The organism is Pseudarthrobacter sulfonivorans (assembly GCF_001484605.1).
Lineage (GTDB): Bacteria > Actinomycetota > Actinomycetes > Actinomycetales > Micrococcaceae > Arthrobacter > Arthrobacter sulfonivorans_A.
Map to the genome: position 1 here is coordinate 523,411 of NZ_CP013747.1, position 25,556 is coordinate 548,966.

Genomic DNA, 25,556 nt, shown 5'->3' on the forward strand with positions numbered 1-25,556 from the left:
GGCTGCCACACTTCCCCCGGGCTGTGGGCGAGGCCACTCGTTATCCTTCCGTGACCGAAACCTGGCGGCTTGATCAATTCTTGTGGCTACGCGGACAGCGAACTTGACCCGTCCTTGCGATGGGATTGGTAGGAATACTGGTTATATAGACGTACAGATCTACTAAGGAGGCCGACATGACAACAGCAGTGGCAGACCGCACACTCAACGCACTGGACCGGTGCGATCGTTGCGGGGCTCAGGCATATGTCCGCGTTGTACTCGAGTCCTCCGGCGGTGAGCTGCTGTTCTGCGGCCACCATGCCCGTGCAATCGAGGCTACGCTGAGGCCGTTGAGCTCAGACTGGCACGACGAGACGGGCAGGCTTCACGAGAAGGCTCCCGTGTCCGTCGACTGACCAGGCGCACCACAACCTGATACACCTCGAAGAGGACCCCTCCAGCCGGAGGGGTCCTCTTTTGTCGTTATCTCTTGCTATGAAGCCCCAGACAGGAAAACGCGGGTCCCCTTCCACCCATCGATCCGAAGATGATGGGCCGAAGGGGACCCGCGCTGCCTGAGTCCTGATCTAGTCCAGGTAGTCCCGCAGCACCTGCGACCGTGACGGGTGGCGGAGCTTGGACATGGTCTTGGATTCGATCTGGCGGATGCGCTCACGCGTAACACCGTAGACCTTGCCGATTTCGTCTAAAGTCTTCGGCTGGCCGTCGGTCAGGCCGAAACGCATGGCCACCACGCCGGCTTCGCGCTCAGACAGGGTGTCCAGGACGGAGTGCAGCTGTTCCTGCAGGAGCGTGAAGCTCACGGCATCGGCGGGAACCACAGCCTCGGAATCCTCGATGAGGTCGCCGAACTCGGAGTCACCGTCTTCACCCAGCGGGGTGTGCAGGGAGATCGGTTCGCGGCCGTACTTCTGGACCTCGACGACCTTCTCCGGAGTCATGTCCAGTTCGAGGGCCAGCTCTTCGGGCGTGGGTTCGCGGCCCAGGTCCTGAAGCATCTGGCGCTGCACGCGGGCCAGCTTGTTGATGACTTCAACCATGTGCACCGGGATGCGGATGGTGCGGGCCTGGTCTGCCATGGCGCGGGTAATGGCCTGGCGGATCCACCACGTGGCGTACGTGGAGAACTTGAAGCCCTTGGTGTAGTCGAACTTCTCGACAGCGCGGATCAGGCCCAGGTTGCCTTCCTGGATAAGGTCCAGGAACAGCATGCCGCGGCCGGTGTAGCGCTTGGCCAGCGAGACCACGAGGCGGAGGTTGGCTTCGAGCAGGTGGTTCTTGGCGCGCTTGCCGTCGTGGATGACGAACTCAAGTTCGCGCTTGAACTTGGGGTCCATCGAGCCGTCGTCGGCGTTGATTTTCTCTTCGGCGAAGAGCCCGGCTTCGATCCGGAGCGCGAGGTCGACTTCCTGCTCGGCATTGAGCAGCGCAACCTTACCGATCTGCTTGAGGTAGTCCTTGACGGGGTCAGCCGTGGCGCCGGCCGACATCACCTGCTGGACAGGGGCGTCGTCATCATCGGCATCCGAGTAGACAAAACCCTTGCCCGTGGCTGCTGATGCGGCCTTGGCGGCGTTGATCTCGCTGTCATCGGCGATGTTGATGTCGTCGAGGTCCTCCTCAACGTCCTCATCATCGTCCGATGCGCCGCGGGCTGATTTTCCGGCTGCTTCGGCAGCGGCTTTGGCGCCGGGCTTGGGCCCGCGCTTCTTGGGCTCAGGCTTGCCGTCCAAACCGGTATCACCGGAGGCATCCTTGATGGCTTTGTTGGCTGCCCGCGTCGCTGCTCGCTTGGCGTTCGTTGCAGCCTGCTTCGCCTCAGGGGACAAATCGTCCTGGGCGGCGGGTTCCTTCTTCGCGGAAGACGGGGTCACAGAAAACCTTTCTAGCGGCGGTCTGTGGAATCACCATACGGGCAACACCACTATGACCCTGTCAAGTCCGTGATGAATATCAGGTGCAACCACGGCCGGCAGAGTCTACAAGTAGAACTGCCGGGGCGGCTGTAATGTTCCCGACTGGGCTTCATCACATGCACTTGATTCACGGACCCAACCGGGTCTCGGCAACCATTGTCTCACGGTTTTCCCAAACCCGACCTCAGGGCTGCCCCCATCCAAACCGGCCAGGCGGAATCCGGTCAGGCTGCATCCGGTTCGAATTTCCGCCAGGCGGCCTCCTTCCGTGCAGCCCAGCCGCAGAGGGTGCCGCGCCGGACCAGCTCAAGCATGAGTTCGGCGAGCCGGTAGCCTGGCTCCTCGTCAAGGGCGCGGCCGAGGTACGCAGCAGCGTAGGAGCCCCTCCCCCTGCACCACGCGATCCACCCACGCCCGGTCAGCGCGGCTGCACCGGCCTGCCCGCCGCACGCCGACAGCTGTTCCAGCACTTCGTCCAGGCTGTTAAGGGTGTGCCAGGCAGGAACCACCGGGTCCAGTCCCAACAGGACTTCGCCATATCCTGGAATGCCCTGCATGCTGCGAGTGCCGGGTCCGGTAGCACCCGTTCCGGCAGGCTCCCGTCCTGTCAGTCCGGCTCCCGACGCTGGAAGTCCGGATGGTAAGGGCCCCGGGAGTACGGGCCCCACCGGAGCCAGGATGCAGCCGACATCGAAGATGCCGAACATCTCGGCACCCGCCAGGGCAGCCGCCTGACCGGCGGCGGCCATCACCAGGACGGCGTCACGCCAGGCGGGGACCCGGAGCGACGCGCGTAGGAAGGCAACGTCATTGACGGGCAGAGGCCCAGGCTCGTTGGCCAGCAGGACCTCCCACTGGACCATCAGCTGGCCGAACTGTTCCCTGCTCCCCCGTCGCCGGTCCAGCTGTGCCGCCCACGTGGCCTCAGAGGCAAGGACGGCTGCCCGTTCCTCGCCGGAAAGCAGGGGTGGAGGATGCGCCCCGTCTTCCGGCGCGGGCCCGACGCTGCTGCCGCGGAAGACCATCTCGGCATTAAGCATGCTGTCCCGGATCGCCTGAACCGACCGGCCCGGCGAGGGGCAGCAGTACGGATCGGTGCAAAAAGCATCACGCCAGAAGGCGTCGCCGACATACCAGGCGTCCCGCACCGGCATCCCCGCGGCCCCTAGGACTGTCTGGAGTGCATCCAATAGCCCGCGGTATGTTCCAGGTGGTTCCATCCAGCCGTCGTTGGTGAAACAGGCCAGCAGGGCGGCATCGGCATTCTCGTCAGCCAGGAGATAATCGCGCACCGTGCGTGCGTAGTCCCGCGGGTCCGCGAGGGATTCCGGGCCTGGAAGATCCAGCCTCAGGGTCGCTCCCAGCCGGTTCCCCTGCAGGGTCATCGCAACCAGGCTGTCGGCCGGCCAGTAGCCCAGGGAATGCGGAATGAACCCGAGGATGTCTTCAGGGCCTCGGATGGTCAGGTGTTCTGAAGGTTTCATGGTTCCAGCTTTGGCCCAGCGCGAGCCGCGGTGAAGCGCCAACTTACCGTATGTGAATAACCTGCCTGTGCAGGAAAGGTGTCAGTCTTTGTCCGCGCGGTCCTTGGACTCGGACGGCTGGCGACGTTGGGCCAGGTTCGCCCGCCGCTGCTGCGCCATGGCCCGAAGGAGCGGCGGCACCACAACACCCTGCGCTGCCATCTGGCGCCGTACTTTGCGCCGACAGACAATCGTCATGGCGGCGCCAAAGCCCAGCAGCAGGAACTGAACGCTGAGTGCGATCCGGAACGGTTCCAGCCCGTACAGGACGCCGCCGGAATAGCCGATGGCCAGCAGGACGTCCAGCACCAGGCCGATCAGGAAGATGGCCACGAGGGCCGCGATGAAGCCGCCCACATTCACGATGCCCGTTGCGGTACCGATCCTGTGCGCCGGATTGAACGTCCGCGCGAAATCAAACCCGATCATCGATCCTGGCCCCCCGATGGCCAGGACGACCACCAGGCACGCCAGCAGCCATAGCGGGGAACGGCCAGGCATCAGCAGCACCGCGGCCCAGGCAGCGGCCGTGGCGCCGGCGATGAGCAGGACCATCGTTGACCGGCGAAGCGGGTGACGGGAGACGAACTGCCCAATGAAGGGGCCCACCGCCATCGCCGCCGCAACGTACAGGGTCATCAGGCCGGCCACGGTTCCGGCATCCAGGCCCTGCCCCGAGATCAGGAACGGATATCCCCAGGTCATGGCGAAGACCGTGCCGCTGAACTGGATGGTGAAGTGGCTCCACATCCCCAGCCGGGTACCCGGCTGGCGCCAGGCCCGCGCGAGCGAGGCGCCCGTGGCTTTCAACCCCTGCTGCGCCTGCGGCGCGGGCGCACCGGGCGGATGGTCCTTCAAGAGCACCAGCACCAGGACAACCGCCACGCCCGCCATTCCCGCCAGCATCAGGAAACCGGAGGTCCAGCCGAAGGAATGCAGGACAAAGGCGAAGGGAAGCACACTGAAAAGCTGCCCGAGCTGGCCTGACATGCCCGTCAGCTGGGTGACCAGGGGAACCCTGGCCGGCGCGAACCACAACGGAATCAGGCGGATCACGGAAATAAAGGTCATGGCGTCCCCGGCGCCCACCAGAACCCGCCCCGCCACACCGCCGGGGATGGTGTCGGCGAAGGCCAACTGGAGCTGGCCAAGACCCATCAGGACGGCTCCACCGGCGATCATGGCGCGCGAGCCGAATCTGTCCACCAGCAGGCCCACGGGGATCTGCAGGCCGGCGTAGACCAGCAATTGCAGCACCGTAAAGAAGGAGATGGCGGACGCGCCGGCATGGAACCGCTCGGTGGCCTCAAGTCCCACCACACCGAATGACGTGCGCTGGGAGACGGCCACAAGGTAGGCGAAGATGCCGATGGTCCAGATCAGCCAGGCTCGGGGTGCAGTCACCCCCTCATTATGCCCGGGCTGCTGCCCGGACCAGGGCACGCGTCTGCCAGGCGGACGCCGTGTGGCGGGCTACGGGTGCGGGTTCTCGCGGGCCAGGTAAGCCTCCACTGCCGCGCCCAGCTCGTCCCCGTTGGGCAGTTCGTCATTTTCATCGGCCAGGAGGGAGCGCCGGACGGTGCCTTCGGCCTTCTCGTCGTACCGCTCCTCCAGCCGGGTGACCACCTGCTGGACATCTTCGGAGGCGGCCACCTGCTCGGCGATCTGGCGGCCCACTTCCCGGCCCGCTTCGCGCAGCCGGTCCGCCGGCAACATCAGGGACGTTGCGGCACCGAGGAATTCGAGTCCGGCTACGGCGGCCGGCGGGTATTCCGCCTCAGCGAGGTAGTGCGGAACGTGGATCACGTAGCCGGCAACATTGCGCCCGGCTTCCATCAGCCGCAGCTCCAGGATGTGGCCCACGGCCGCCGGAACGTCAACGGTGGGCTTCCAGACCGAGATGCCCTCGATCAGTTCCGGACGGTTGCCGTGGACGGTCACACCCACCGGGCGCGTGTGCGGCACCGGCATGGGAATGGAGTGGATCCAGGTCACGAGGTTTACGTCCAGCTTTTCCACAATGCCGACGACGGCGCGCGCGAACCGCTCCCATTGAAGGTCGGGTTCAAAACCGGCCAGCAGCAGGAAGGGGCTGCCGAGCCCGTCCGTCAGCTTGTAAAGCGCCAGCTTCGGCTGCTGATAGTCCTGCAAGTGATCTTCCACAAAGGAGATGTGGGGCCGCCGCGACCGGTAGTCGATGAGCTGGTCGGCGTCGAACACCGCCACCGTCTCCGCGTCGAGGGTGTCCAGGAGCTCAACATTGATCTGCTTCACCACGTGGCCGGCATCCGCGAAGCCGGTGAAACCCATCACCAGGTTCAGCCCGCGGAGCGCCGGGCTGTGGAACAGCTCGATGTTGCTCGCATAGAGCGCATCGGGGTCCAGCAGGGAACCGGAAATCCGTTCAAGCACGGCGTCGTCCTTTCAAGGAGTCGGGTGAATATCTTGTACAACGCGGCCAGGCACCTCTGAATTCCGCCAGCGGGTGTGGCGCAGGTCTCAGGAGATTCCGCTGCCGCGGCCCGCAGCGGCTACGATCGTGAATGGCCCGCCGGACGGGTTTACCGGCACCCCGGCGACGTCCCGATCGGACGGCCGCCGGATTTCCATGGCCGAGCGCCTGACATCCATACCAGCGCGAACAGCCTATTCGAGAATTGAGGACTTACCCCGTGGTCAAGAATACTGAAATCAACCTTAGTACCCTCGCTAAGGACCTGAAGAGGACCCCCAGTGACGCCGTTGTCATCGGCGTGGGACAGGGATCGGACGGCCCCGTCCTGCTTGAGAATCCGCTGACCGCAAAATCGGCTGAAGCGCTCACAGACTCCCTGAAGGTCCTGGGCGTCACCGGCGCCGCTGACCAGGTCGTCCGGCTGCCCGGCCTGCCGGAAACGGGTTCCGGGGTCCTGGTCCTCGCCGGCGTCGGCAAGGTGGCCGCTGGCCGCCCGCTGACCGAAGAGGCCCTGCGGCGCGCCGCAGGTTCCGCCGTCCGCCAGCTCAGCGGCCTGCCCACCGTTGTCCTCGCGCTCCCGACGGCGGGAGTCGCCGACGTTGCGGCGGTCGCCGAAGGTGCCGCCCTGGGAGCCTATTCGTTCACCGAGTACCGGTCGTCCAACGACGGGCTGAAGGATCCGGTCCGCAACGCAGTGATCTACACGGACGTTACCGCCAATGATGCGCTGCGCTCTGCTCTGACGCGGGCAGGCCTGATCGGCAAAGCCGTCAACGCCACGCGGTCCCTGGTCAACCAGCCGCCCAGCCACCTCTACCCCGAATCCTTCGCCGAGGCCGCCAAGGAACTGTCCAAAGGCCTGCCTATTAAGGTCACGGTCTGGGACGAAAAGCGCCTCGAAAAAGAAGGCTTCGGCGGCATCATGGGCGTGGGCAAGGGGTCCACGCGACAGCCCCGCCTGGTGAAGGTCGAATACGCCCCCGCAAAGGCCACCGCAAAAATCGCCCTGGTGGGCAAGGGCATCACGTTCGACACCGGCGGAATTTCGATCAAGCCGGCCCTTGGCATGGGTGACATGAAGAGCGATATGGCGGGCGCCGCCGTCGTCCTTAATACAGTGCTGGCCATCGCGGGACTTGGCCTGCCGGTGAAGGCGACCGCCTGGCTCTGCATCGCAGAAAACATGCCCTCCGGTGCGGCCTCACGGCCGGCGGATGTCCTTACCATGTTCGGCGGCAAGACCGTTGAGGTGCTGAACACCGATGCCGAGGGCCGCCTGGTCATGGCAGACGGCATCGTCGCGGCGAGCCTCGAATACCCTGACGCCATCATCGACGTCGCCACCCTCACCGGTGCGCAGCTCATCGCCCTCGGCAACAGGACCGCCGGCGTGATGGGCTCTGACAGTGTCACCGGACCGCTCAAGGCCGCCGCCGACCGTGCCGGCGAACTGGTGTGGCCCATGCCGCTGCCGGAGGAACTGCGCCCGAGCATCGACTCCCAGGTGGCCGACCTCGCCAATATCGGTGAGCGCCACGGCGGCATGATGACCGCGGCTGTTTTCCTGCGCGAGTTTGTGGGCAAGGGCAAAGACGGGGAGCAGATCCCCTGGGCGCACATCGACATCGCCGGCCCCTCCTTCAACAACGGAAGCCCTTACGGCTACACCCACAAGCAGGGCACGGGCTGCACGGTCCGCACACTGGTTGCATACGTGGAGGACATCCTGGCGGCTGCCGCCTAACCCCGGGGGAACCCTGACCTGCGCCCTTGAGTTGTCACGCGGCCGTTGACCTGCGACCGCAGAACCGGCCGTGATCCCTTGGCCACATGGCCGCGTGACACTCGACACAAGCGCCCCACAAAGGCGGCGCCAAGGTGGAGCATGGATGAGGGGTTCGCTAAGGTGAACCCCGGTAGTCACAAATGCACGAGAACCTGCCTGCTGACATAATCACGGCAGTACAAGTTCCAAGACCAGATGATGCGCACGATCGCGTCATCGTTCACGCGAGGGAGCGTCTAAGTGGCCGATCAGGCAACTGCGCAAGAATTCGACATCCTGGTACTAGGTGGCGGCAGCGGCGGATACGCCACAGCCCTGCGTGCCGTACAGCTTGGCTTGACCGTTGGTCTGGTTGAGAAGGCCAAACTGGGCGGCACCTGCCTGCACAACGGCTGTATCCCCACCAAGGCCCTGCTGCACTCCGCAGAAGTTGCCGACCACGCCCGCGACGGCGCCAAGTACGGCGTCAACGTGGAGCTCCAGTCCATCGACATGACCGCCGTGAACGCCTACAAGGACGGCATCGTTGCCGGTAAGTTCAAGGGTCTGCAGGGGCTGATCAAGGGCAAGGGCATCACCGTCATTGAGGGCGAAGGCAAGCTCACCGCCCCGGACACCATCACCGTGAACGGCACGGCCTACAAGGGCAAGAACATCGTCCTCGCCACCGGCTCCTACTCCCGCTCCCTTCCGGGCCTGGAAATCGGCGGCCGCGTGATCACCTCTGACGAAGCCCTGAAGATGGACTACGTGCCCAAGAGCGTCATCGTCCTGGGCGGCGGCGTCATCGGCGTCGAATTCGCTTCAGTATGGAAGTCCTTCGGCGTGGACGTCACGATCGTTGAGGGCCTGCCGTCCCTGGTGCCCAACGAGGACGCTTCGATCATCAAGGTCCTGGAGCGCACGTTCAAGAAGCGCGGCATCAAGTTCAACACCGGCACCTTCTTCCAGGGCGTCGAGCAGGACAACGACGGCGTCAAGGTCACCCTGGTGGACGGCAAGACCTTCGAAGCGGACCTTCTGCTGGTGGCTGTCGGACGCGGACCGTCCACGGCGGGCCTGGGGTTCGAAGAAGCGGGCGTCACCATTGACCGCGGCTTTGTCATCACCAACGAGCGCCTCCACACCGGCGTCGGCAACGTCTACGCCGTCGGCGACATCGTTCCCGGCGTGCAGCTGGCACACCGCGGATTCCAGCAGGGCATCTTCGTCGCCGAAGAAATTGCCGGCATGAAGCCCGTGGTTGTCGACGACATCAACGTCCCCAAGGTCACCTTCTGCGATCCCGAGATTGCCTCGGTGGGATACTCCGAGAAGGCCGCCAAGGAGAAGTTCGGCGAAGACAGGGTTGAAAGCACGGAATACAACCTGGCCGGAAACGGCAAGAGCGCCATTCTGGGCACGGGCGGCATCATCAAGTTCGTCCGCGAAAAAGACGGCCCGGTTGTTGGCGTCCACATGATCGGCACCCGCGTCGGCGAGCAGATCGGCGAAGCCCAGCTGATCGTCAACTGGGAAGCCTACCCGGAAGATGTTGCCGGACTCATCCACGCGCACCCGACGCAGAACGAGGCACTCGGCGAGGCCGCAATGGCCCTGGCCGGTCGCCCGCTACACGGCTAATTACAGCCAGCAGCACAGCAAGACAACAGGGCTTGGTGCACCCGGCGTGACCCGCCGGGTGCACTAAGCTCGAACAAGCCAGCCATCATCCGCACAAAAGATCAATAAGGAGAACGGGGACGACATGTCTGAATCCGTTAACTTGCCCGCCCTCGGTGAGAGCGTCACCGAAGGAACCGTCACCCGCTGGCTCAAGCAGGTAGGTGACCGGGTAGAGGTGGACGAACCGCTGCTCGAGGTTTCCACCGACAAAGTAGACACCGAAATCCCCTCTCCGATTGCCGGCATCATCGAGGAAATCCTCGTAGCCGAAGACGAGACCGCCGAAGTAGGCGCTCCCCTGGTCCGTATCGGCGACGGCTCCGGCGGCGGCGCAGCCCCCGAAGCAGCAGCACCGGCCGAGGAAGCCCCGGCCGCACCGGCTGAAGAGGCCCCGGCCGCAGAAGCACCGGCTGCAGAAGCTCCCGCAGCGGCTGCACCCGCAGCTTCGGACGGCGAAAGCCACGACGTCACCCTCCCGGCACTGGGCGAAAGCGTCACCGAAGGAACTGTCACCCGCTGGCTGAAGGCCGTGGGCGACACCGTTGCAGTGGACGAACCGCTGCTCGAGGTATCCACGGACAAGGTTGACACCGAAATCCCGTCCCCCGTCGCGGGAACGCTGCAGGAAATCCGGGTCAACGAAGACGAAACCGCCGAAGTTGGCGCCGTCCTCGCCGTCATCGGCTCCGGCGCGGCAGCCCCTGCAGCCCCCGCACCGGCACCAGCAGCAGCGCCGGCACCCGCCGCCGCGCCTGCACCCGAAGCGGCACCGGCACCCGAAGCACCCAAGGCAGAGGCGGCTCCGGCGGCACCTGCCGCGGCAGCGGCACCTGCTCCCGTTACGGCCCCGGCACCCGCGGCCGAGCCTGCCGCCGGCGGCGAGTCCGGCTACGTGACTCCCCTGGTCCGGAAACTGGCCAACCAGCACGGCGTTGACGTCGCATCACTGTCCGGCACCGGCGTCGGTGGGCGCATCCGCAAGCAGGACGTCCTCGCCGCGGCAGAAGCCAAGGCCGCTCCCCCCGCAGCTGCACCGGCCAAGCCGTCCGCCGCTCCGGCCGGTCCGGCAGCCTCCTCCCTGCGTGGCACCACGCAGAAGGCTCCCCGCATCCGGCAGGTCATTGCCCGCCGCATGCGCGAATCCCTCGAAACCTCCACGCAGCTCACGCAGGTGCATGAAGTGGACATGACCAAGGTGGCCAAGCTCCGCCTGAAGGCCAAGAACTCGTTCCTGGCCCAGAACGGCGTCAAGCTCACCTTCCTGCCGTTCATTGCCAAGGCCGTGGCCGAGGCCCTCAAGCAGCACCCCAAGCTCAACGCTGCCTATGACGAGGACAAGCAGGAAATCACGTACCACAACGCCGAACACCTGGCGATCGCAGTGGACACGGACAAGGGCCTCCTGGTTCCGGTCGTCACCGATGCCGGCAACCTGAACCTGGCCGGACTGGCAGCCAAGATCGCCGACGTTGCCGGGCGCACCCGCGACGGCAAGATCGGCCCGGACGAACTGTCCGGCGGAACGTTCAGCATCACCAACATCGGTTCGGTCGGCGCCCTGTTCGACACCCCGATCATCAACCAGCCTCAGGTCGGCATCCTGGGCACCGGCGCGATCGTCAAGCGCCCCGTGGTGGTGGCCGATGAGAACGGTGACGACTCGATCGCCATCCGCTCCATGATGTACCTGTCCCTCACGTACGACCACCGTCTGGTGGACGGCGCGGATGCGGGCCGCTTCCTCCAGACCCTGAAGGCCCGCCTTGAGGAAGGCGCCTTCGAGGCCGACCTGGGACTCTAGCCCCAGGCCAGAACCGCACGACGGCGGTGCACGCGCCGGTGGGAAACCACCGGAAGGCGTGCACCGCCGTCGCGGTTTAAGGCGCAGCGCTGTCTCCGCCGACACAGAAACTCTGCGGCCGGCCTTACTACATGATGTAGAACCCCTGCGTAGACTGGTCGCATGATTATCGTGTACAACATCGTGGTCTTCCTGCACATCGTCGGCGCCGCCATGATCGTCGGCATCTGGATCGGGAACATGAAAACCCCCACGGTCCACCCCCGGCAGTTCGACGGCGCAGCTCTTCAGCTCATCACCGGCATTGTGCTGATGGGCCTGATCCCGGCCCTGGACATGGACGCGAACTACTTCAAGCTGGGCATCAAGTTCGCGATCGCCCTGGCCGTTGGCGTGCTGGCCTTCATCGGACGCCGCAAATACAAAAAGGGCGAAGACATCAGCAAGGGTCTGGCCCACGGAGTTGGCGGACTTGCACTGCTCAACGTGGCCATCGCCACGCTGTGGAACTGAACGCCGGCTGAACCACTCACGACGGCGCCGCTCCCCCTCTGTGGGGTGCGGCGCCGTCGCTGTTTAACGGCCAAGCGGTGACCGCCACGAAGCCGCCAGGCGGCTGGGTTGCACAGTCACAATCCACTGAGAGCGGACACCCTGTGCACGGCCGCCGCTCAATCCCTAGGATTGGAACCGGCGGGGCCAGGCAACGGCCGGTCCCGGTTCGAACCGACTTTGAGGAGTGGACATGGCAGCAACACGCACCGCGCACACAGTATGGAACGGCGACCTGATGACGGGGTCGGGTCAGACCACGCTGGACAGCTCCGGCCTGGGCACATTTGAGGTTACCTGGAAGGCACGCACCGAAGCGGCCGAGGGCAAGACCAGCCCGGAAGAACTGATCGCCGCAGCGCACGCGAGCTGCTTCTCGATGGCGTTCAGCAATATGCTCGCCCAGGCCGGACATGCTCCGGAAGAAGTCAACACCAAAGCCGACGTGACGTTCGTTCCCGGCACCGGCATCACCGGGAGCCACCTGACCATGTCCGCAAAGATTCCCGGCATCTCCGAAGATGAGTTCCAGCGGATCGCCGGCGAGGCCAAGACCGGCTGCCCGGTTTCCGGCGCGCTGGCCAGCATCGAGATCACCCTGGACGCGTCCCTGGAATCCTGATCCGCTCCGGTGGCTGCCGCGTTCGCTATGGACGCTGACCGCTCCTGAGACAGAGCAGGCCCTGCCCCGCCCGGACTAACCGGGAGGGGCAGGGCCTTCTTTGTTCTGTGGCGCCGGGCCGGCCTTATTCGCCGTGCCGGCGGGCCGGAAGCGGTGCGGGCTTGAGGCGGCGGTAGCCCTCGCGGACCGGGGGCTTGTCCGTGGGCAGCTCCTGGATCATTTCCTTGAGCGCACCGATCCCGTATTCCAGCTGGGGGTCCCTGCCGGCTGCATAAGCGTGCGGCGGGTAGAGCACCTCGATGTCGGGATCCACGCCGTAGTTTTCCACGGACCAGCCCACGCCGCCACCGAACCAGGTGGCGTACCGCGGCTGGGTCACGCCGGTACCGTCGGCCAGGGAGAACCTGTTGTCGATCCCCACCACACCGCCCCACGTGCGCGTGCCGACCACCGGGCCGATCCCCCGCAGTTTGGAGACCTGAGTGATGATGTCGCCGTCGGACCCGGCAAATTCATCGGCGAGGATGATCACCGGACCCCGCGGCGCGTGGTGCGGGTAGGTCCGCGGACGTTCGCCGCGGGGCATGCTCCAGCCAGTGACCTTCCGGCCAATCAGCTCCGCAACCAGCTGGGACGTGTGTCCGCCACGGTTCCGCCGGACATCCACGATGAGTCCGTCCAGGGCAGTTTCGGTGTCCAGGTCGCGGTGCAGCTGCGCCCAGCCGTTGGCCATCATGTCCGGGATGTGCAAATAACCGAAGCGGCCGCCGGAGGCCTCCCGGACGATCCCGCGGTTCGCGGCCACCCACTCCTGGTAGCGCAGGCGCTCCTCGTCCTTGACCGGGATCACAGCGATCCTCCGCTGCTCCCCTGCCTCGACTCCATGCCCGGCTCCGTTGCGTAATGTCAGCTCCACAGCCCGTCCGGCGGCGCCCACCAGCTGCATAGCGGGGCTCACCGTGGCGGACAGCGGCACACCGTCGATAGCCAGTACTACGTCCCCGGCCATGGCGGCAGCACCGGGCCGGGTCAGCGGCGAGGTGGCCAGCGGGTCCGAGGACTCGCCGGCCAGGATGCGGGTGATCTCCCAGCCCGCGGGTGTGAATGTGAAGTCTGCGCCAAGCCGTCCCTGGCCATTGCTGCCGTTTTCCGTGACGGCTGCGGGCCGGACGTAGGCGTGCGAGGTCCCCAGTTCCCCGTGCAGCTCCCAGAGCAGGTCCACCAGGTCGTCGTGGGACCCCAACCGGTCAACGATCGGACGGTACCGCTTGTGGATCGATTCCCAGTCCTGTCCTGCCATGTCTTCGGCCCAGAAGAAATCGCGCTGCAGGCGCCAGGCTTCGTCGAACGCCTGGCCCCAGACGCTAAGGGGATCCATCATCACGCGGATGCGGCCCAGGTCCACCTTGACCAGCTGGCCGGATTCCTCATCGGCTTTGGCAGCAGAAGGAACCACGCTGACCTGCTTGTCGTTGACCAGCACTACTTTCTTGCCATCGCCGGAGAGCCGGTAGCTGTCCAGGGCTTCCACCAGCGTGGCGGACTTCCGGCGGGCCAGGTCGAACCGGACCAGGCTGGGGCGGGCGTCCTTGTCTTCCTGGCTGGCTTTGCCGTCGCCGGTGACGCCTGCCAGGGCCCAGTCCAGCCATAGCAGTGCACCCTCCGTTGACGTGAGTGACGTGTAGTTGCCCTGGGGCACCGGAACGCCGATGACACGGTGGGCCAGCCCGGCCGGATCCACGCGGACCGCGGGACCTGCCGCGGTGTCTGCGTCCGTGGTGTCCGCGCTGTCCGTGTTTGCGGCAGGGGACAGGTCAACAGCGGGGCCAAACGGCGACGGCGTCGTGGCAGCCAGTGCCACCAGGTACGGCTTGATGGGGCTGGGGAAGGACAGGTCGAACGAGTGGCCGTCGTACACCGGATCAAAGCTGCGGTTGGACAGGAAGGCCAGGAACTTGCCGTCCGGCGTGAAGCTTGGGGACCCGTCGCAGAAACGGCCGTCAGTGACCTCGACAATGCCGCCCGCCAGGTCCGCGGCATTGGCCAGCCGGAGCCGGCTCCGGGAGCCGAACGAGGTGACAGGTTCGGACCAGGCAAGCCACTGGGAGTCAGGAGACCACGCGAGTTCCGCGATGCTGCCCTCGCCGATGCTGGTGACGAGGGAAAGCACACCGGTGGTTGTGTCCGCCACATAGACATCCCCGAAGGAGGTCCCCACGGCAAGCCACCGGCCATCGGGGCTCGCTTCCAGGGCGCTGGCGCGTGACGGCGTCGGGAAGGCGATGCGGGTCGGCAGACCGGACCGTCCTGCTTTGGCGGCGGCTTCCGACGGGCCGTGGGCGGCGTCGGCCGGGGAGACATCGGCCCGGGAGTCATCAGGCACCGGAACAACGACGTCGGCAGTCACCGGTGCGGACGATGCCGCCGCGGGAACCGGGCGCGGCAGTGGCGCTTCCGATTGGTCCCGGGCGGCTGCAGCGGGCACGGCAGCCGGGGCTGCCGTGACGGCAGGGACCACAGTGTCGGGAACCTGCGCGGCAATCTCCTTGATGTAGATCGCCTCCACGCCGTCGTGATCGGCGACGTAAGCGAGGCGGCCGCCGTCGAGCGGCCTGGGGAGCCGTGCCCGGACACCCGGGGTGGCCTCGACGATACGGGAGGGGCCGTCCTGGTGACGGAGCCAGTGAAGGGTGCCATGGGCCTCCACTGCGCTGGCGGAGCCGCTGTCATCCGGCACCACCGTGCCCAGATGTTTGGAGGTTTTCAGCAAGCCCGGGCGACGCGATTGCGACGCGGAACCCAGCGAGATGTCCAGCCGTACCGCGGCAGAGGACAGATCGTGCAGGATCCAGAGCTCACCGGCGGATTCGAAGATGACACGCCCACCGTCGGTGGACGCGTGCCGGACGTAGAAGTCCTCGTGGTCGGTGTGCCGTCGAAGATCGCCGCCGCCGGGCAGCACCGAGTACAGGTTTCCGTAACCCTCGTGGTCTGACAGGAACACGATGCGCCCGTCCACCCACATCGGATCTGCGAGGTTTCCGTCGAGGTGGGGAACCAGGCGCTCGAACTCCCCGTTTCCGTCGGCGTCAATCCAGAGCTTGCCCGCGGTACCGCCGCGGTACCGCTTCCACCAGGCCGGTTCACGGGAGAGCACACTGGCCAGGACAACCGGCCGCTCGTCCCCCACTTCCGGACCAAAGGCCACGGATTCGACCGGTCCGAAGGGGAGCTCCTCAGCCGACCCGCCGTCGACCGGGACGCTGTAAGCGTAGGTATGCCGGCTTTCAGCCTGGCGGAACGCGCTGGTCACTACTGCATCGCCGGCTGCCGTGAAGCCTTTGACCTTGGTTGTGGCGTGGCCGAAATACGTCAGTTGCCGGTAGCCACCGCCGTCCACCTCCGCCGAGACCACTTCCGGGGCGGTTCCCTGGACGACAGTCCAGACCAGCCGTTTGCCGTCAGGCGTAAACCGCGGATTGCGGGCGGGCAGCTGCAGTGACGAAACCCGCCAGGCGCGGCCGCCGCTGAGCGGCGCGATCCACACGTCGTCCTCTGCCACAAACGTGACCAGATCGCCGTGGACATGCGGAAACCGGAAGTAGCTCGAAGAAGTCATCGTTCGATCATAGTCAACTCCCGGTACGGTCCCGGGGAGGTACCGACGGCGTGCGGGCCGTGGTGAGATGGATCATGCACATCGTCATTGCCGGGGCCTCAGGGCTGATCGGGACCCATTTGTCCGCAACGCTGCGAGAGGCCGGCCATGACGTGACCACTCTCGTCCGACGCGAGCCCACGTCCGCGGCCGAAATCCGCTGGGACCCCGCAGCGCGCCGCCTGGATCCGGCGGCGCTGGCCGGCGCGGACGCAGTGGTCAACCTCTCCGGTGCCGGGATCGGGGACAGACCCTGGACCAGACGACGGATCGACGAGCTGATGACTTCGCGCTTGGCAGCCACCGGCACCCTGACCGCGGCCATGGCCACGCTTGACGACCCGCCGCGCACGTTTATCAGCCAGTCGGCGTCCGGGTACTACGGCGATTCCGGGTCCGCCCAGCTCAGGGAGAACGCGTCGCCTGGCTCGGGTGTTCTGTCACGTATCTGCGTCGAGTGGGAGGCCGCCGCCCATCGGGCGCCGGCCGGCGTCCGCGTGGTCACACCACGCACCGGTGTTGTTCTCAGCCCTGCAGGTGGCGCGCTGGGCCGGCTGCTGCCGCTGCTTCGCCTCGGGGTGGGCGGTCCACTCGGCCACGGCCGGCAGTACTGGCCGTGGATCACTCTTCCGGACGTCGCCGCAGCATTTATGTTCCTCGCTGACTCCGGGCTCCACGGACCGGTCAACGTCTGCGCCCCCGAAAGCGCTGACGTCAACGCGTTGGTCGGCGCCTTGGCATCCGCGCTCCACCGGCCGGCATTTTTCCGGGTGCCTTCGCCGGCCCTGCGCCTGGTCCTGGGTCAGCTGGCCGATGAACTCATCCTTCCCAGCCAGCGGATGGAACCGGCGGCACTGGAAGCAGCCGGCTTCCAGTGGCAGCACCCGTCACTGGCCCAGGCCGCTGCCTGGGTGGCCGGCAAGCACTGAGCCTGAGTCAATGGGCTGAGCCAACAGGCTGAGGCAACGTGCTGAGGCAACCAGTCAGGTCCCGGGAAGGACGTCCGTGATCCGCCAGCGGCCGTCAACGGAGACCAGCACCAGCCGGAGGTTCTGGGCGGCTGCAGGGGCGCCGGCCGCCACGATCGCTCCGGAAGCGTCCCTTTCCTCATAGGGCGACGTGGCTGACGTGACACTGACAACAACCTGGCCGGAGGGACTGCCGGGCTGGATCTGCAGATCCGCTACGGAGCTCGTGAATCCGGCCAGGACGTGGCCTGACTCCTGGAACTCGGCCTTAAGGCCTGCATCCGTGGCAGAGGCCGCCGATCCTGGGGCATTAACCAGATCCAGCAGCTCCAGCCGGCCGGAACTGAAGGCCAGGGACCTCACGGCGGCCAATCCCCTGACTGCTTCGAGCGGGTCCGCCGAGTCCAGCTGGGCCGCGGCGTCGGCCGGGACTCCTGCGGCGGCGAGCATGGTGTCCAGCTCGCCGGTGACACCCTCGCCGGTCTCCGCACTCTCCGCTTCTGCCCGTGCGCCGGTCCTGTCGCCGGCACTGGCAGCGACCGCCCCTGGTCCGGCGGGCACCGCCCACGGCCCCTCCGGCCCAAAGGCGCCAGCGGCCCAGATGGCTCCCGCCACGATGGCACCGGCTCCCACCGCCAGCAGCACCGTGCCCCGATTGCGTCCGGCCATCCCCACCCGCCCGCCGCGCCGGTTTGGTCCGGGGCCCACCACCTTCTGCGACGCCACCGTCCGACGCTTCGCCCCGAGGATTTGTTCTTCATCGTTCGGGCCAGATTCCACGGCATGCCTGCCGCGCGGCGCCGGCTTTTCCCCGTCGACAGCCTGGACCATTGCGGCGACGCGGCTGGCCTCAGGTGCGCTGGCCTCTGTTGCCCGGGGCTCCGGTGCGCGCACCACGGGCATCTCCGCTTTCTCCCCAGCCGGGAACGGAAGGACCTGCCGCACCCCCACCAGCCCGGACCAACGCGACGTCGAGATCCGGCGCCGCCAGGCCCGGAGACCATTCCGCAGCGCGCCGCCGGGATGTTCCGGGACGGGGCGCCGCGTCAGCAGCTGCGGGATAACCGTGGCGTGGACGGAGGAGGCGAGGTCCACCGGCAACGGTGGGGCACTGCGGTAGACCGCCGTCGCCAGCTCAACAGCCGTGGGCCGGAGCCGCCGGTCCTCATTAAGGCCAGCCTCCAGGGCCGCGGCCAGCTCGACTGGAACGTCAGGGAGCAGGAGGGAAAGAGGCGGACGGTCGGCGGTACGGCGTGGCGGCTGGCCCGTAAGGCAGTACCACCCCAGCGCCGCCACCGAGTAAACGTCGCGTTCCGGCTGCAGCCCCGCCCTCACGGCGTCCACCGGTGCCGGATCCATGAACCCCGGGGTGCCATGGTCCGGCACTGCCGAAACATCACCCACCATCCTGGCGATGCCGACGTCGGACAGCATTGGCTTGCCATGGCCTGTAAAGAGGACGTTCCCGGGCGATACGTCACCGTGGGTGAACCCCTGGCCGTGCAGGTAGCCAAGTACCTGGGCAATAGGGGTGAGCACGGTGACCGTCTCCCCGATGGTGAGCTTGGCCCTGCTTCCGACCAGCTCTCCGAGGGAACCGCCGGGCGCGTAATCCAGCAGCAGCCCTATTGTCCCTCCGGTCGTCACTGCTGATCCGGCCGGCTCGCGAAGACGGAGGGCGTCGTGGGCTTTGATGAGGTGCTGGTGGTCAAGGACAGAAAGAATGCGGATTTCACGGCGGATGGCCTCCTCGGCGTCGGCCCCGGTTTCCCTGCCTTCGCCGGGACCGGTCGCGCCGCTGTGCCCTACACCGAGGCATTTCAGCGCAAACTCGCGGCCGGACCTTTCGTCCGTAACCAGCCACACAGTTGAACTTCCGCCGCGGCCCAACACGCGGCCCACCAGGAACCCGGGAACCACGGGGGCAGTGAAATCATCCATGACTCATGTCTAGCGGAATCCGGGATTACCTGCAGAAGTTATCCACAGACGATGGGCATCCACTGGATCCGCCGGTCGCATGAGAGGTCCGCCACTATAACCGGACCCCTCACGGATCGGGGTCTAAGCTGGACGGCATGACTCTTGAGTTTTCACAGGTGGGTCTCGCCCCGGACTTCGTTGACTACACGCGCGGCTGGGACCTGCAGCGCGGGATCCACGGCAAGGTCGTCGCCGCCGAGGCACCCAGCACCGTCCTCATCCTTGAACATGCCGCCGTCTATACAGCAGGCAAGCTGACAGAAGAGCACGAGCGCCCGTTGGACGGCACGCCCGTCGTGGCGGTGGACCGCGGCGGAAAGCTGACCTGGCATGGCCCCGGCCAGCTGGTCGCGTATCCGATCCTCAAGCTGAAGAACCGGTCAGGCATCCGAGACTACGTTGAGCGGCTCGAAGCCGTCATGATCGCTGTTATGGCCGACTATGGCATCAGCGCAGAGCGGATCAAGGGACGCGCCGGAGTATGGATCACGGCGGACAGCAAGGGCCCGGACCGGAAGATTGCAGCCATCGGCATCCGCGTCCTGGACGGGGTCACAATGCACGGCGTGGCCATTAACTGCAACAATGATCTGGCGCCTTATGCCCAGATCATCGCCTGCGGCATCACCGACGCCAGCGTCACCACCATGTCCATCGAAACCGCCAGGAACATCGCCCCGAGCGATATCGCGGACCGGTTCGTGGAAGAATTTCGCAAGCACGAAGAAGCACTCGTTTCAAGCCCTGAGGGAGCACTCCTGTGACACTGGCACCAGAAGGCCGGAAGCTGCTGCGCGTTGAGCAGCGCAACTCTGCAGTACCTGTGGAGCGGAAGCCGGAGTGGATCAAGGCGAAGGTCCAGATGGGTCCGGAGTATGTCCAGCTCAAGAACCTGGTCAAGAAGGAAGGCCTGCACACGGTGTGTGAGGAGGCCGGCTGCCCGAACATTTTTGAGTGCTGGGAAGACAAGGAAGCCACGTTCCTGATCGGCGGGTCCGAATGCACCCGGCGCTGTGATTTCTGCCAGATCGACACGGGCAAGCCGTCCCCGGTGGACATGTTCGAGCCCACGAAGGTGGCCCGGTCGGTCCTGGCCATGCAGCTGCGCTACGCCACGGTCACCGGGGTGGCCCGGGATGACCTGGCCGATGAGGGTGTCTGGCTGTATGCCGAGACGGTCCGGAAGATCCACGAGCTGAACCCGGGCACCGGCGTCGAACTGCTGATCCCTGACTTCTCCGGCAAGCCCGAGCACATCGCGGCGATCTGCGAGTCGAAGCCGGAGGTCTTCGCGCACAACGTCGAGACCGTGCCCCGGATTTTCAAGCGCATCCGGCCCGCGTTCCGGTATGACCGGTCCCTGGATGTCATCACCCAGGGCCGCAAGCTCGGGATGGTGACCAAGTCCAACCTGATCCTGGGCATGGGCGAGACCCGTGAGGAGATCTCCGAAGCCCTGCGGGACCTGCACGAGGCCGGGTGTGACCTGATCACCATCACCCAGTACCTGCGCCCCTCCGAACGGCACCTGCCGGTGGACCGCTGGGTCAAGCCCCAGGAGTTCGTGGACCTGCAGGACGAGGCCAACGAGATCGGGTTCCTCGGTGTGATGAGCGGGCCGCTGGTCCGTTCCTCCTACCGGGCCGGCCGGCTCTGGGCCACCGCGATGCGCAAGAAGGGCTGGGAAATCCCCGCCGAACTCGCCCATATCGAGTCCTCCGGCAGCACCCGCCAGGAAGCCAGCTCACTGCTGGCAGCCCGCGCCTAAGCCGTAGTTTGCTATCCCTGAGGGCCGGCACCGGACATTCTCCGGCGTCCGGCCCTCAGGCATAAATCACGTAGAATTGAGGAACTATGGCGAACTCCCCTGATTCCAGTAACAGCACTCCGGCGGCCTCTGACGCCCCGAAGCGTGGCCTCTTCTCGCGCAAGCCAAAAGAAGCAAAGGTCAAGAAGCCCAGCCGGCTCAAGCAGATCGGCGAAGTCTTTAACATGACCCGCCGCCATGATCCCATGGTCCCGTGGCTGATGCTGCTGGTGTTCCTGGGTGTTGTGGCTGTCAGCTTCCTGGTGGGTTTTTGGCTGGAAAACTGGATCACCGGCCTGCTGATCGGCATTCCGTTGGGCCTCCTCGGCGCCACCCTGATCCTCTCGCGTCGTGCCGAACGCGCCGCGTTCGCCCAGATTGAGAACCAGCCCGGAGCCTCCGGCGCGGCACTGGGCACGCTGAAGCGCGGTTGGATCACCGAGGACCAGCCGGTTGCCGTCAACCCGCGCACGCAGGACGCCGTGTTCCGCGCCGTCGGCCGTCCCGGCGTCGTCCTGGTCAGCGAAGGCCCCACCATCCGCGTCAAGCCAATGCTCGACGCCGAGCGCAAGCGCCTCGCGCGCATCCTCCCGAACGTCACGGTCCACATGATCGAAAGCGGCAAGGGCGAGGGCCAGGTTCCCATCAGCCAGGTAGCCAAGAAGATGGGCAAGCTCAAGAACGAACTGACCAAGCTTGAGGTGAATGCCGTCTCCAAGCGCATTTCCTCGCTGGGCAACCGCCTCCCGATTCCCAAGGGAATCGACCCTTACAAAGCGCGCCCCAACCGCGGACGCTAAGACCCTTGAACCGCCCTGGTTCCGGCTTTGCCGGAACCAGGGCGGTTTTTGTCTGCCGGACGCCGCCGAACCAGGCGGGTACATTGATTGGAAATAGCTACATGACGATTCCCGTGAGAACCCTTGTTATCCGCGCCTTCCGCATCCTGGCGGTTGCCGAAGCCTTCAGCTGGGCTGCCCTGCTGGCGGGCATGTACTTCAAGTGGGTCGCCAAGACCACCGAACTGGGTGTGGAGATCGCCGGACCTATCCATGGCGCGCTGTTTGTGGGCTACGGCGTCGCCGCCCTCGCCCTGTGGCGGCTCCAGCGGTGGCCCTTCGTTGTGGCCCTGTTCGCGGGACTGTCTGCAGTGTTCCCGTTCGCCACCATCGCGTTCGAACGCTGGGCCGGAAAGCGCGGCCACCTGACGGCAGGCACGGCCGTTCCTGCCGCGACAAAGGAAACAGCGGGGGTCTGACGGCGCACTGCCCTGTATTCGGGGCTGTCAGGTGTTCGGGGCTGTCAGGTGTTCGGGGCCGTCTTGTGTTCGGGGCCGTCAGGTGTTCGGGGGCGTCAGGTGCCGGCGAACCGGCACCGCCGGGTTCCTGATTACTGCTAGCGCCGCACGAGGATGGTATTCATCGCCTTGTCGTGCAGTCCCCGCTGGTCCGGATCGAAGATTACGGCGGGAATCACCAGGCACAGCAGCAGCGACCTCACCATGGCAGCCATTGGACCCGCGGGCCCGCCGCCCAGCCGCAGCACATGGATCCCGGCCACGCGGTGGCCGATGCTATAACCCAGGGTGCCCACAAGCAGCATCTGTTCCGCGGCGAAAATCGCCAACGTGGCCCAGGAGTCACCGCCGAAGGCAAAATTGCTGATCAGCAAGGCAATCCCCCAGTCAAGGACGATGGCGAGGATGCGCCTGCCCGCCCTGGCGATTGAACCGGAACCGGATTCGGGCAACCCCAGGCGCTCCCCCGGGTACTTTGAGATGCCGGACGTGTCCGGTCCGCTGAGCCAGGAGCCAATGTCATTGCGATCTACCACCGTCCAAGCTTACCGACTCACCGCCGACCACAGAGTGGAAACCGTTGGACCACACTCTGGACACCGGATAGCGTTACCTGATCAGGACAATTCTGTAACCTGATCAGGGCATTCTGTAACCTGCCCGAAACAATGTGGACACTGACGGGAAATGACGTGTCCATAGGCTGATAGCAGTTTCAAGCAATACCTGCCAAGCAGGGAAACTTGGTTTCCCTGCCCTTTGGATTGCGCTGGATCAGTTGGCTTGCCAGCCAGTTATTACATATGCGTAAGGAGCATAGATGTTCAAGACTGCGGACGAAGTCCTCAAGTTCATCAAGGACGAAGATATTAAATTCGTCGATATCCGCTTCACCGATCTCCCGGGTGTGCAGCAGCACTTCAACGTGCCGGCAAAGAGCGTCGACGCGGACTTCTTCGTCAACGGCCAGCTCTTCGACGGATCCTCCATCCGCGGTTTCCAAGGCATCGCCGAATCGGACATGCAGCTGATCCCGGACGTCACCACAGCGTTCCTGGACACCTTCCGCATGGAGAAGACGCTTGCGCTGAACTTCTCCATCGTGAACCCCCGCACCGGAGACCCTTACCACCGCGACCCCCGCGGCGTGGCCGAAAAGGCTGAGGCCTACCTCGCCTCCACGGGCATCGCCGACACCGCGTTCTTCGCTCCGGAAGCCGAATTCTTCGTCTTCGACAACGTCCAGTACCAGTCCTCCCCCGAGGGCAGCTTCTACAAGATCGACTCCGAAGAAGCACACTGGAACACCGGCCGCGAAGAAGACGGCGGAAACCTCGGTTACAAGACCCCCATCAAGGGCGGCTACTTCCCGGTTTCCCCCACCGACAAGCAGGCTGACCTCCGCGACGCCATGTGCATCGCCCTGGACGAGGCAGGCCTCGAGGTCGAGCGCAGCCACCACGAGGTAGGCTCCGCCGGCCAGGCTGAAATCAACTACAAGTTCACCACCCTGACCCACGCGGCAGATGACCTGCAGAAGTTCAAGTACGTCGTCAAGAACACGGCCGACGCCTGGGGCAAGTCCGTGACGTTTATGCCGAAGCCGGTCTTTGGCGACAACGGTTCGGGCATGCACTGCCACCAGTCGCTGTGGACCAAGGGCGAGCCGCTGTTCTACGACGAAAAGGGCTACGCCGGCCTGTCCGACATGGCCCGCTGGTACATCGGCGGCCTGCTGAAGCACTCCTCGGCCGTCCTCGCCTTCACCAACCCGACGGTGAACTCCTACCGCCGCCTGGTCAAGGGCTTCGAAGCTCCGGTCAACATGGTGTACTCGCAGGGCAACCGCTCCGCCGGTATCCGTATCCCCATCACGGGTTCCAACCCCAAGGCCAAGCGCATCGAGTTCCGCGCTCCGGACCCCTCGTCCAACCCGTACCTGGCCTTCGCTGCCCAGCTGATGGCCGGCATTGACGGCATCCGCAACCGCATCGAACCGCCGGCTCCGATCGACAAGGACCTCTACGAGCTGCCCGCCGAGGAAGCCAAGGACATCCCGAAGGCTCCGGGCTCGCTGGAAGAGGCACTGGAAGCCCTGCGCGAGGACAACGAGTTCCTGCAGGCCGGTGGCGTGTTCACCCAGGACCTGATCGACACCTGGATCGAGTACAAGTACGAGTACGAGATCCGCCCGCTGTCCCTGCGCCCGAACCCGTACGAGTTCGAGCTCTACTACGGCGTCTAGCCAGATCCGCGGCTGAACCCGTTCAGTCCGCCAAAAAGTCCGCCCGGGCTGCCAGCGTCAATGCTGCAGGCCGGGCGGACTTTTTTGTCCTTAAGGTGGGGGCTGACTCCAGACGTGCTGAGACCAGAAGCCAGCCCCCTGACATGTGCTCCCCGAGACGAAGACTTTTCAAGCCTTCCCCCCAACAAGGTTTGAAGAACACCGCCAATCCACATGATCGATCAATGTGGAGCCGGAGGCAATGCCCGGCCGCCGTGTCTGGACGAATTATCCCGTGAAGCTCCGGTACATGATCCGTTGCGGTCCGGAACTGCCGCCCAGGTACTGCCCCTGGTCCACAAAGCCGGCGGTCCTGTACGCGGACAACCCGGTCGGATTGGCTTCGTTGACGGAAAGCACGACGCCGGCCTCGTGGGTTCCGCGCCTGGCGGTCAGTTTCGCGGCCGCCTCCACCGCGGACGTTGCCGCCAGCGGCCCGAGGCCTTGCCCCTGGTGGCGCCTGTCGATCAGGAAACCCCGCAACAGCCAGGCAGAATCCTCGTCCGGCCAGCCGGCCAGGCGCGCGGCACCGGCCTGGAGGGTCAGCACGCCCACAGCGTAGCCCGCAGCCTCCACGACATAAGGGAACCGCGAATCCTCCTCCAGTCCCGCCAGGACCATGCGAAGCGGGTCACCAACGAAGTTGCTTTGCCCTGGACCCAGCTCAATGTTTGCCACCTCACCCAACTGGATGGCAAGCGCATCCGCACTGAGGTCATCCAGGGCAATGAGCCAGACGGAATCAACTCGGGTTTTCAGGTCAGCTGTCCGTCGGATCCGGCGGGAGCCCCACCCTCGGCCGATGGGCCGGCAGGGTCCATCCACATGACTTCCCACAGGTGGCCGTCCGGGTCCTGGAAACTGTGGTTGTACATAAAGCCGTAGTCCTGGACCTCCTGGGACGGGGTGCCGCCGGCGGCCAGCGCCTTGCGTACCGTTTCGTCCACGGCTTCCTTGCTGTCCACAGAAAAAGCCGTGATGGCCTCGGTGGAAGTGGTGGCATCGGCCACGTCCCGGGAGGTGAACGTCTTGAAGAAACCCTCCACGAGGAGCATCACAAACGCGTTGTCGTTGATGATCATGCAGGTCGCGTTTTCATCGGTGTAGTCCGGATTAAAGGAGAAGCCAAGGGCGGTAAAGAAATCGACGGACCGCTTCAGATCCTTCACGGGCAGGTTCAGGTAGATTTGCGTAGCCATGGCCCCCAACCTAGCACCGCACCGCGGCACCTGTCTG

21 protein-coding genes are annotated in these 25,556 nt (G+C 65.5%); 12 read left to right on the forward strand and 9 right to left on the reverse strand.

The window, feature by feature from the left end; translation table 11 throughout:
• Window positions 1-176 precede the first annotated feature (176 nt).
• Entirely contained in the window at window positions 177-398 is a 222-nt protein-coding gene (locus AU252_RS02305; RefSeq protein ID WP_056345317.1) for a DUF7455 domain-containing protein, read from the forward strand.
• A 171-nt stretch (window positions 399-569) separates the two neighbouring features.
• Here AU252_RS02305 and AU252_RS02310 read toward each other — a convergent pair whose 3' ends face one another.
• The 4 genes from AU252_RS02310 to AU252_RS02325 all read right to left on the reverse strand — a co-directional run bounded on the left by AU252_RS02310 (window position 570) and on the right by AU252_RS02325 (window position 5,854).
• Window positions 570-1,877 (reverse strand): RNA polymerase sigma factor, encoded by a 1,308-nt coding sequence (locus tag AU252_RS02310; RefSeq protein WP_058929344.1) that lies wholly within the window; start codon window positions 1,875-1,877, stop codon window positions 570-572.
• A gap of 266 nt (window positions 1,878-2,143) precedes the next feature.
• Window positions 2,144-3,403, reverse strand: a complete 1,260-nt coding sequence (locus AU252_RS02315; protein WP_058929345.1) for a DUF4192 domain-containing protein — start codon at window positions 3,401-3,403, stop codon at window positions 2,144-2,146.
• A gap of 81 nt (window positions 3,404-3,484) precedes the next feature.
• Window positions 3,485-4,846 carry an MFS transporter gene (locus AU252_RS02320; RefSeq protein ID WP_058929346.1) on the reverse strand — a complete coding sequence of 454 codons (1,362 nt, stop codon included), beginning with the start codon at window positions 4,844-4,846 and terminating at the stop codon, window positions 3,485-3,487.
• 69 nt (window positions 4,847-4,915) lie between these two features.
• Complete coding sequence (locus tag AU252_RS02325; RefSeq protein WP_058929347.1) at window positions 4,916-5,854, reverse strand: proteasome assembly chaperone family protein; 939 nt, start codon at window positions 5,852-5,854, stop codon at window positions 4,916-4,918.
• Between the two features lie 260 nt (window positions 5,855-6,114).
• On the opposite strand from AU252_RS02325, the gene AU252_RS02330 reads away from it, so the two are divergent.
• From AU252_RS02330 to AU252_RS02350, 5 genes are all read left to right on the forward strand, one after another.
• On the forward strand, window positions 6,115-7,641 hold the full coding sequence (locus AU252_RS02330) for a leucyl aminopeptidase (RefSeq protein WP_058929348.1): 1,527 nt from the start codon (window positions 6,115-6,117) through the stop codon (window positions 7,639-7,641).
• Window positions 7,642-7,923: 282 nt separating this feature from the next.
• Window positions 7,924-9,306, forward strand: a complete 1,383-nt coding sequence (lpdA, locus tag AU252_RS02335; RefSeq protein ID WP_058929349.1) for a dihydrolipoyl dehydrogenase — start codon at window positions 7,924-7,926, stop codon at window positions 9,304-9,306.
• 124 nt (window positions 9,307-9,430) lie between these two features.
• Window positions 9,431-11,149: a 2-oxoglutarate dehydrogenase, E2 component, dihydrolipoamide succinyltransferase gene (gene sucB / locus AU252_RS02340; protein ID WP_058929350.1), complete on the forward strand. Its 1,719-nt coding sequence runs from the start codon at window positions 9,431-9,433 to the stop codon at window positions 11,147-11,149.
• Window positions 11,150-11,311: 162 nt separating this feature from the next.
• A complete protein-coding gene (locus AU252_RS02345) occupies window positions 11,312-11,662 on the forward strand; it encodes a hypothetical protein (RefSeq protein ID WP_058929351.1) in 351 nt (116 codons plus the stop codon).
• Window positions 11,663-11,894: 232 nt separating this feature from the next.
• Entirely contained in the window at window positions 11,895-12,323 is a 429-nt protein-coding gene (locus AU252_RS02350) for an OsmC family protein (RefSeq protein WP_058929352.1), read from the forward strand.
• A 124-nt stretch (window positions 12,324-12,447) separates the two neighbouring features.
• On the opposite strand, the gene AU252_RS02355 is transcribed toward AU252_RS02350, so the two are convergent.
• A complete protein-coding gene (locus AU252_RS02355; RefSeq protein ID WP_058929353.1) occupies window positions 12,448-15,942 on the reverse strand; it encodes a S41 family peptidase in 3,495 nt (1,164 codons plus the stop codon).
• A 74-nt stretch (window positions 15,943-16,016) separates the two neighbouring features.
• On the opposite strand from AU252_RS02355, the gene AU252_RS02360 reads away from it, so the two are divergent.
• Window positions 16,017-16,910 carry a TIGR01777 family oxidoreductase gene (locus AU252_RS02360; protein ID WP_058929354.1) on the forward strand — a complete coding sequence of 298 codons (894 nt, stop codon included), beginning with the start codon at window positions 16,017-16,019 and terminating at the stop codon, window positions 16,908-16,910.
• A gap of 54 nt (window positions 16,911-16,964) precedes the next feature.
• Here AU252_RS02360 and AU252_RS02365 read toward each other — a convergent pair whose 3' ends face one another.
• Window positions 16,965-18,890: a serine/threonine protein kinase gene (locus AU252_RS02365; protein WP_058929355.1), complete on the reverse strand. Its 1,926-nt coding sequence runs from the start codon at window positions 18,888-18,890 to the stop codon at window positions 16,965-16,967.
• Window positions 18,891-19,027: 137 nt separating this feature from the next.
• Between AU252_RS02365 and lipB the strand changes: the two genes are divergently transcribed.
• The 4 genes from lipB to AU252_RS02385 all read left to right on the forward strand — a co-directional run bounded on the left by lipB (window position 19,028) and on the right by AU252_RS02385 (window position 21,997).
• The gene (lipB, locus tag AU252_RS02370) at window positions 19,028-19,696 is read left to right on the forward strand and encodes a lipoyl(octanoyl) transferase LipB (protein ID WP_058929356.1); all 669 of its coding nucleotides are present in this window, start codon (window positions 19,028-19,030) and stop codon (window positions 19,694-19,696) included.
• Window positions 19,693-20,700 (forward strand): lipoyl synthase, encoded by a 1,008-nt coding sequence (lipA, locus tag AU252_RS02375; protein WP_058929357.1) that lies wholly within the window; start codon window positions 19,693-19,695, stop codon window positions 20,698-20,700. Before lipB ends, lipA begins: the two co-directional genes overlap by 4 nt.
• An 86-nt stretch (window positions 20,701-20,786) precedes the next feature.
• The gene (locus tag AU252_RS02380; RefSeq protein WP_058929358.1) at window positions 20,787-21,539 is read left to right on the forward strand and encodes a DUF4191 domain-containing protein; all 753 of its coding nucleotides are present in this window, start codon (window positions 20,787-20,789) and stop codon (window positions 21,537-21,539) included.
• A gap of 101 nt (window positions 21,540-21,640) precedes the next feature.
• Window positions 21,641-21,997, forward strand: coding sequence for a DUF3817 domain-containing protein (locus tag AU252_RS02385; RefSeq protein ID WP_058929359.1), 357 nt, complete (start codon window positions 21,641-21,643; stop codon window positions 21,995-21,997).
• A 137-nt stretch (window positions 21,998-22,134) separates the two neighbouring features.
• On the opposite strand, the gene AU252_RS02390 is transcribed toward AU252_RS02385, so the two are convergent.
• The gene (locus AU252_RS02390) at window positions 22,135-22,572 is read right to left on the reverse strand and encodes an RDD family protein (RefSeq protein WP_058929360.1); all 438 of its coding nucleotides are present in this window, start codon (window positions 22,570-22,572) and stop codon (window positions 22,135-22,137) included.
• Between the two features lie 284 nt (window positions 22,573-22,856).
• Here AU252_RS02390 and glnA point away from each other — a divergent pair, with 284 nt between their 5' ends.
• A complete protein-coding gene (gene glnA / locus AU252_RS02395) occupies window positions 22,857-24,281 on the forward strand; it encodes a type I glutamate--ammonia ligase (protein WP_058929361.1) in 1,425 nt (474 codons plus the stop codon).
• Window positions 24,282-24,548: 267 nt separating this feature from the next.
• On the opposite strand, the gene AU252_RS02400 is transcribed toward glnA, so the two are convergent.
• Together AU252_RS02400 and AU252_RS02405 are read right to left on the reverse strand one after the other, a co-directional pair.
• Window positions 24,549-25,097, reverse strand: coding sequence for a GNAT family N-acetyltransferase (locus AU252_RS02400; protein WP_058932701.1), 549 nt, complete (start codon window positions 25,095-25,097; stop codon window positions 24,549-24,551).
• On the reverse strand, window positions 25,076-25,519 hold the full coding sequence (locus AU252_RS02405) for a VOC family protein (RefSeq protein WP_058929362.1): 444 nt from the start codon (window positions 25,517-25,519) through the stop codon (window positions 25,076-25,078). The genes AU252_RS02400 and AU252_RS02405 overlap by 22 nt, the downstream gene beginning before the upstream one ends.
• Between the last annotated feature and the right edge of the window lie 37 nt (window positions 25,520-25,556).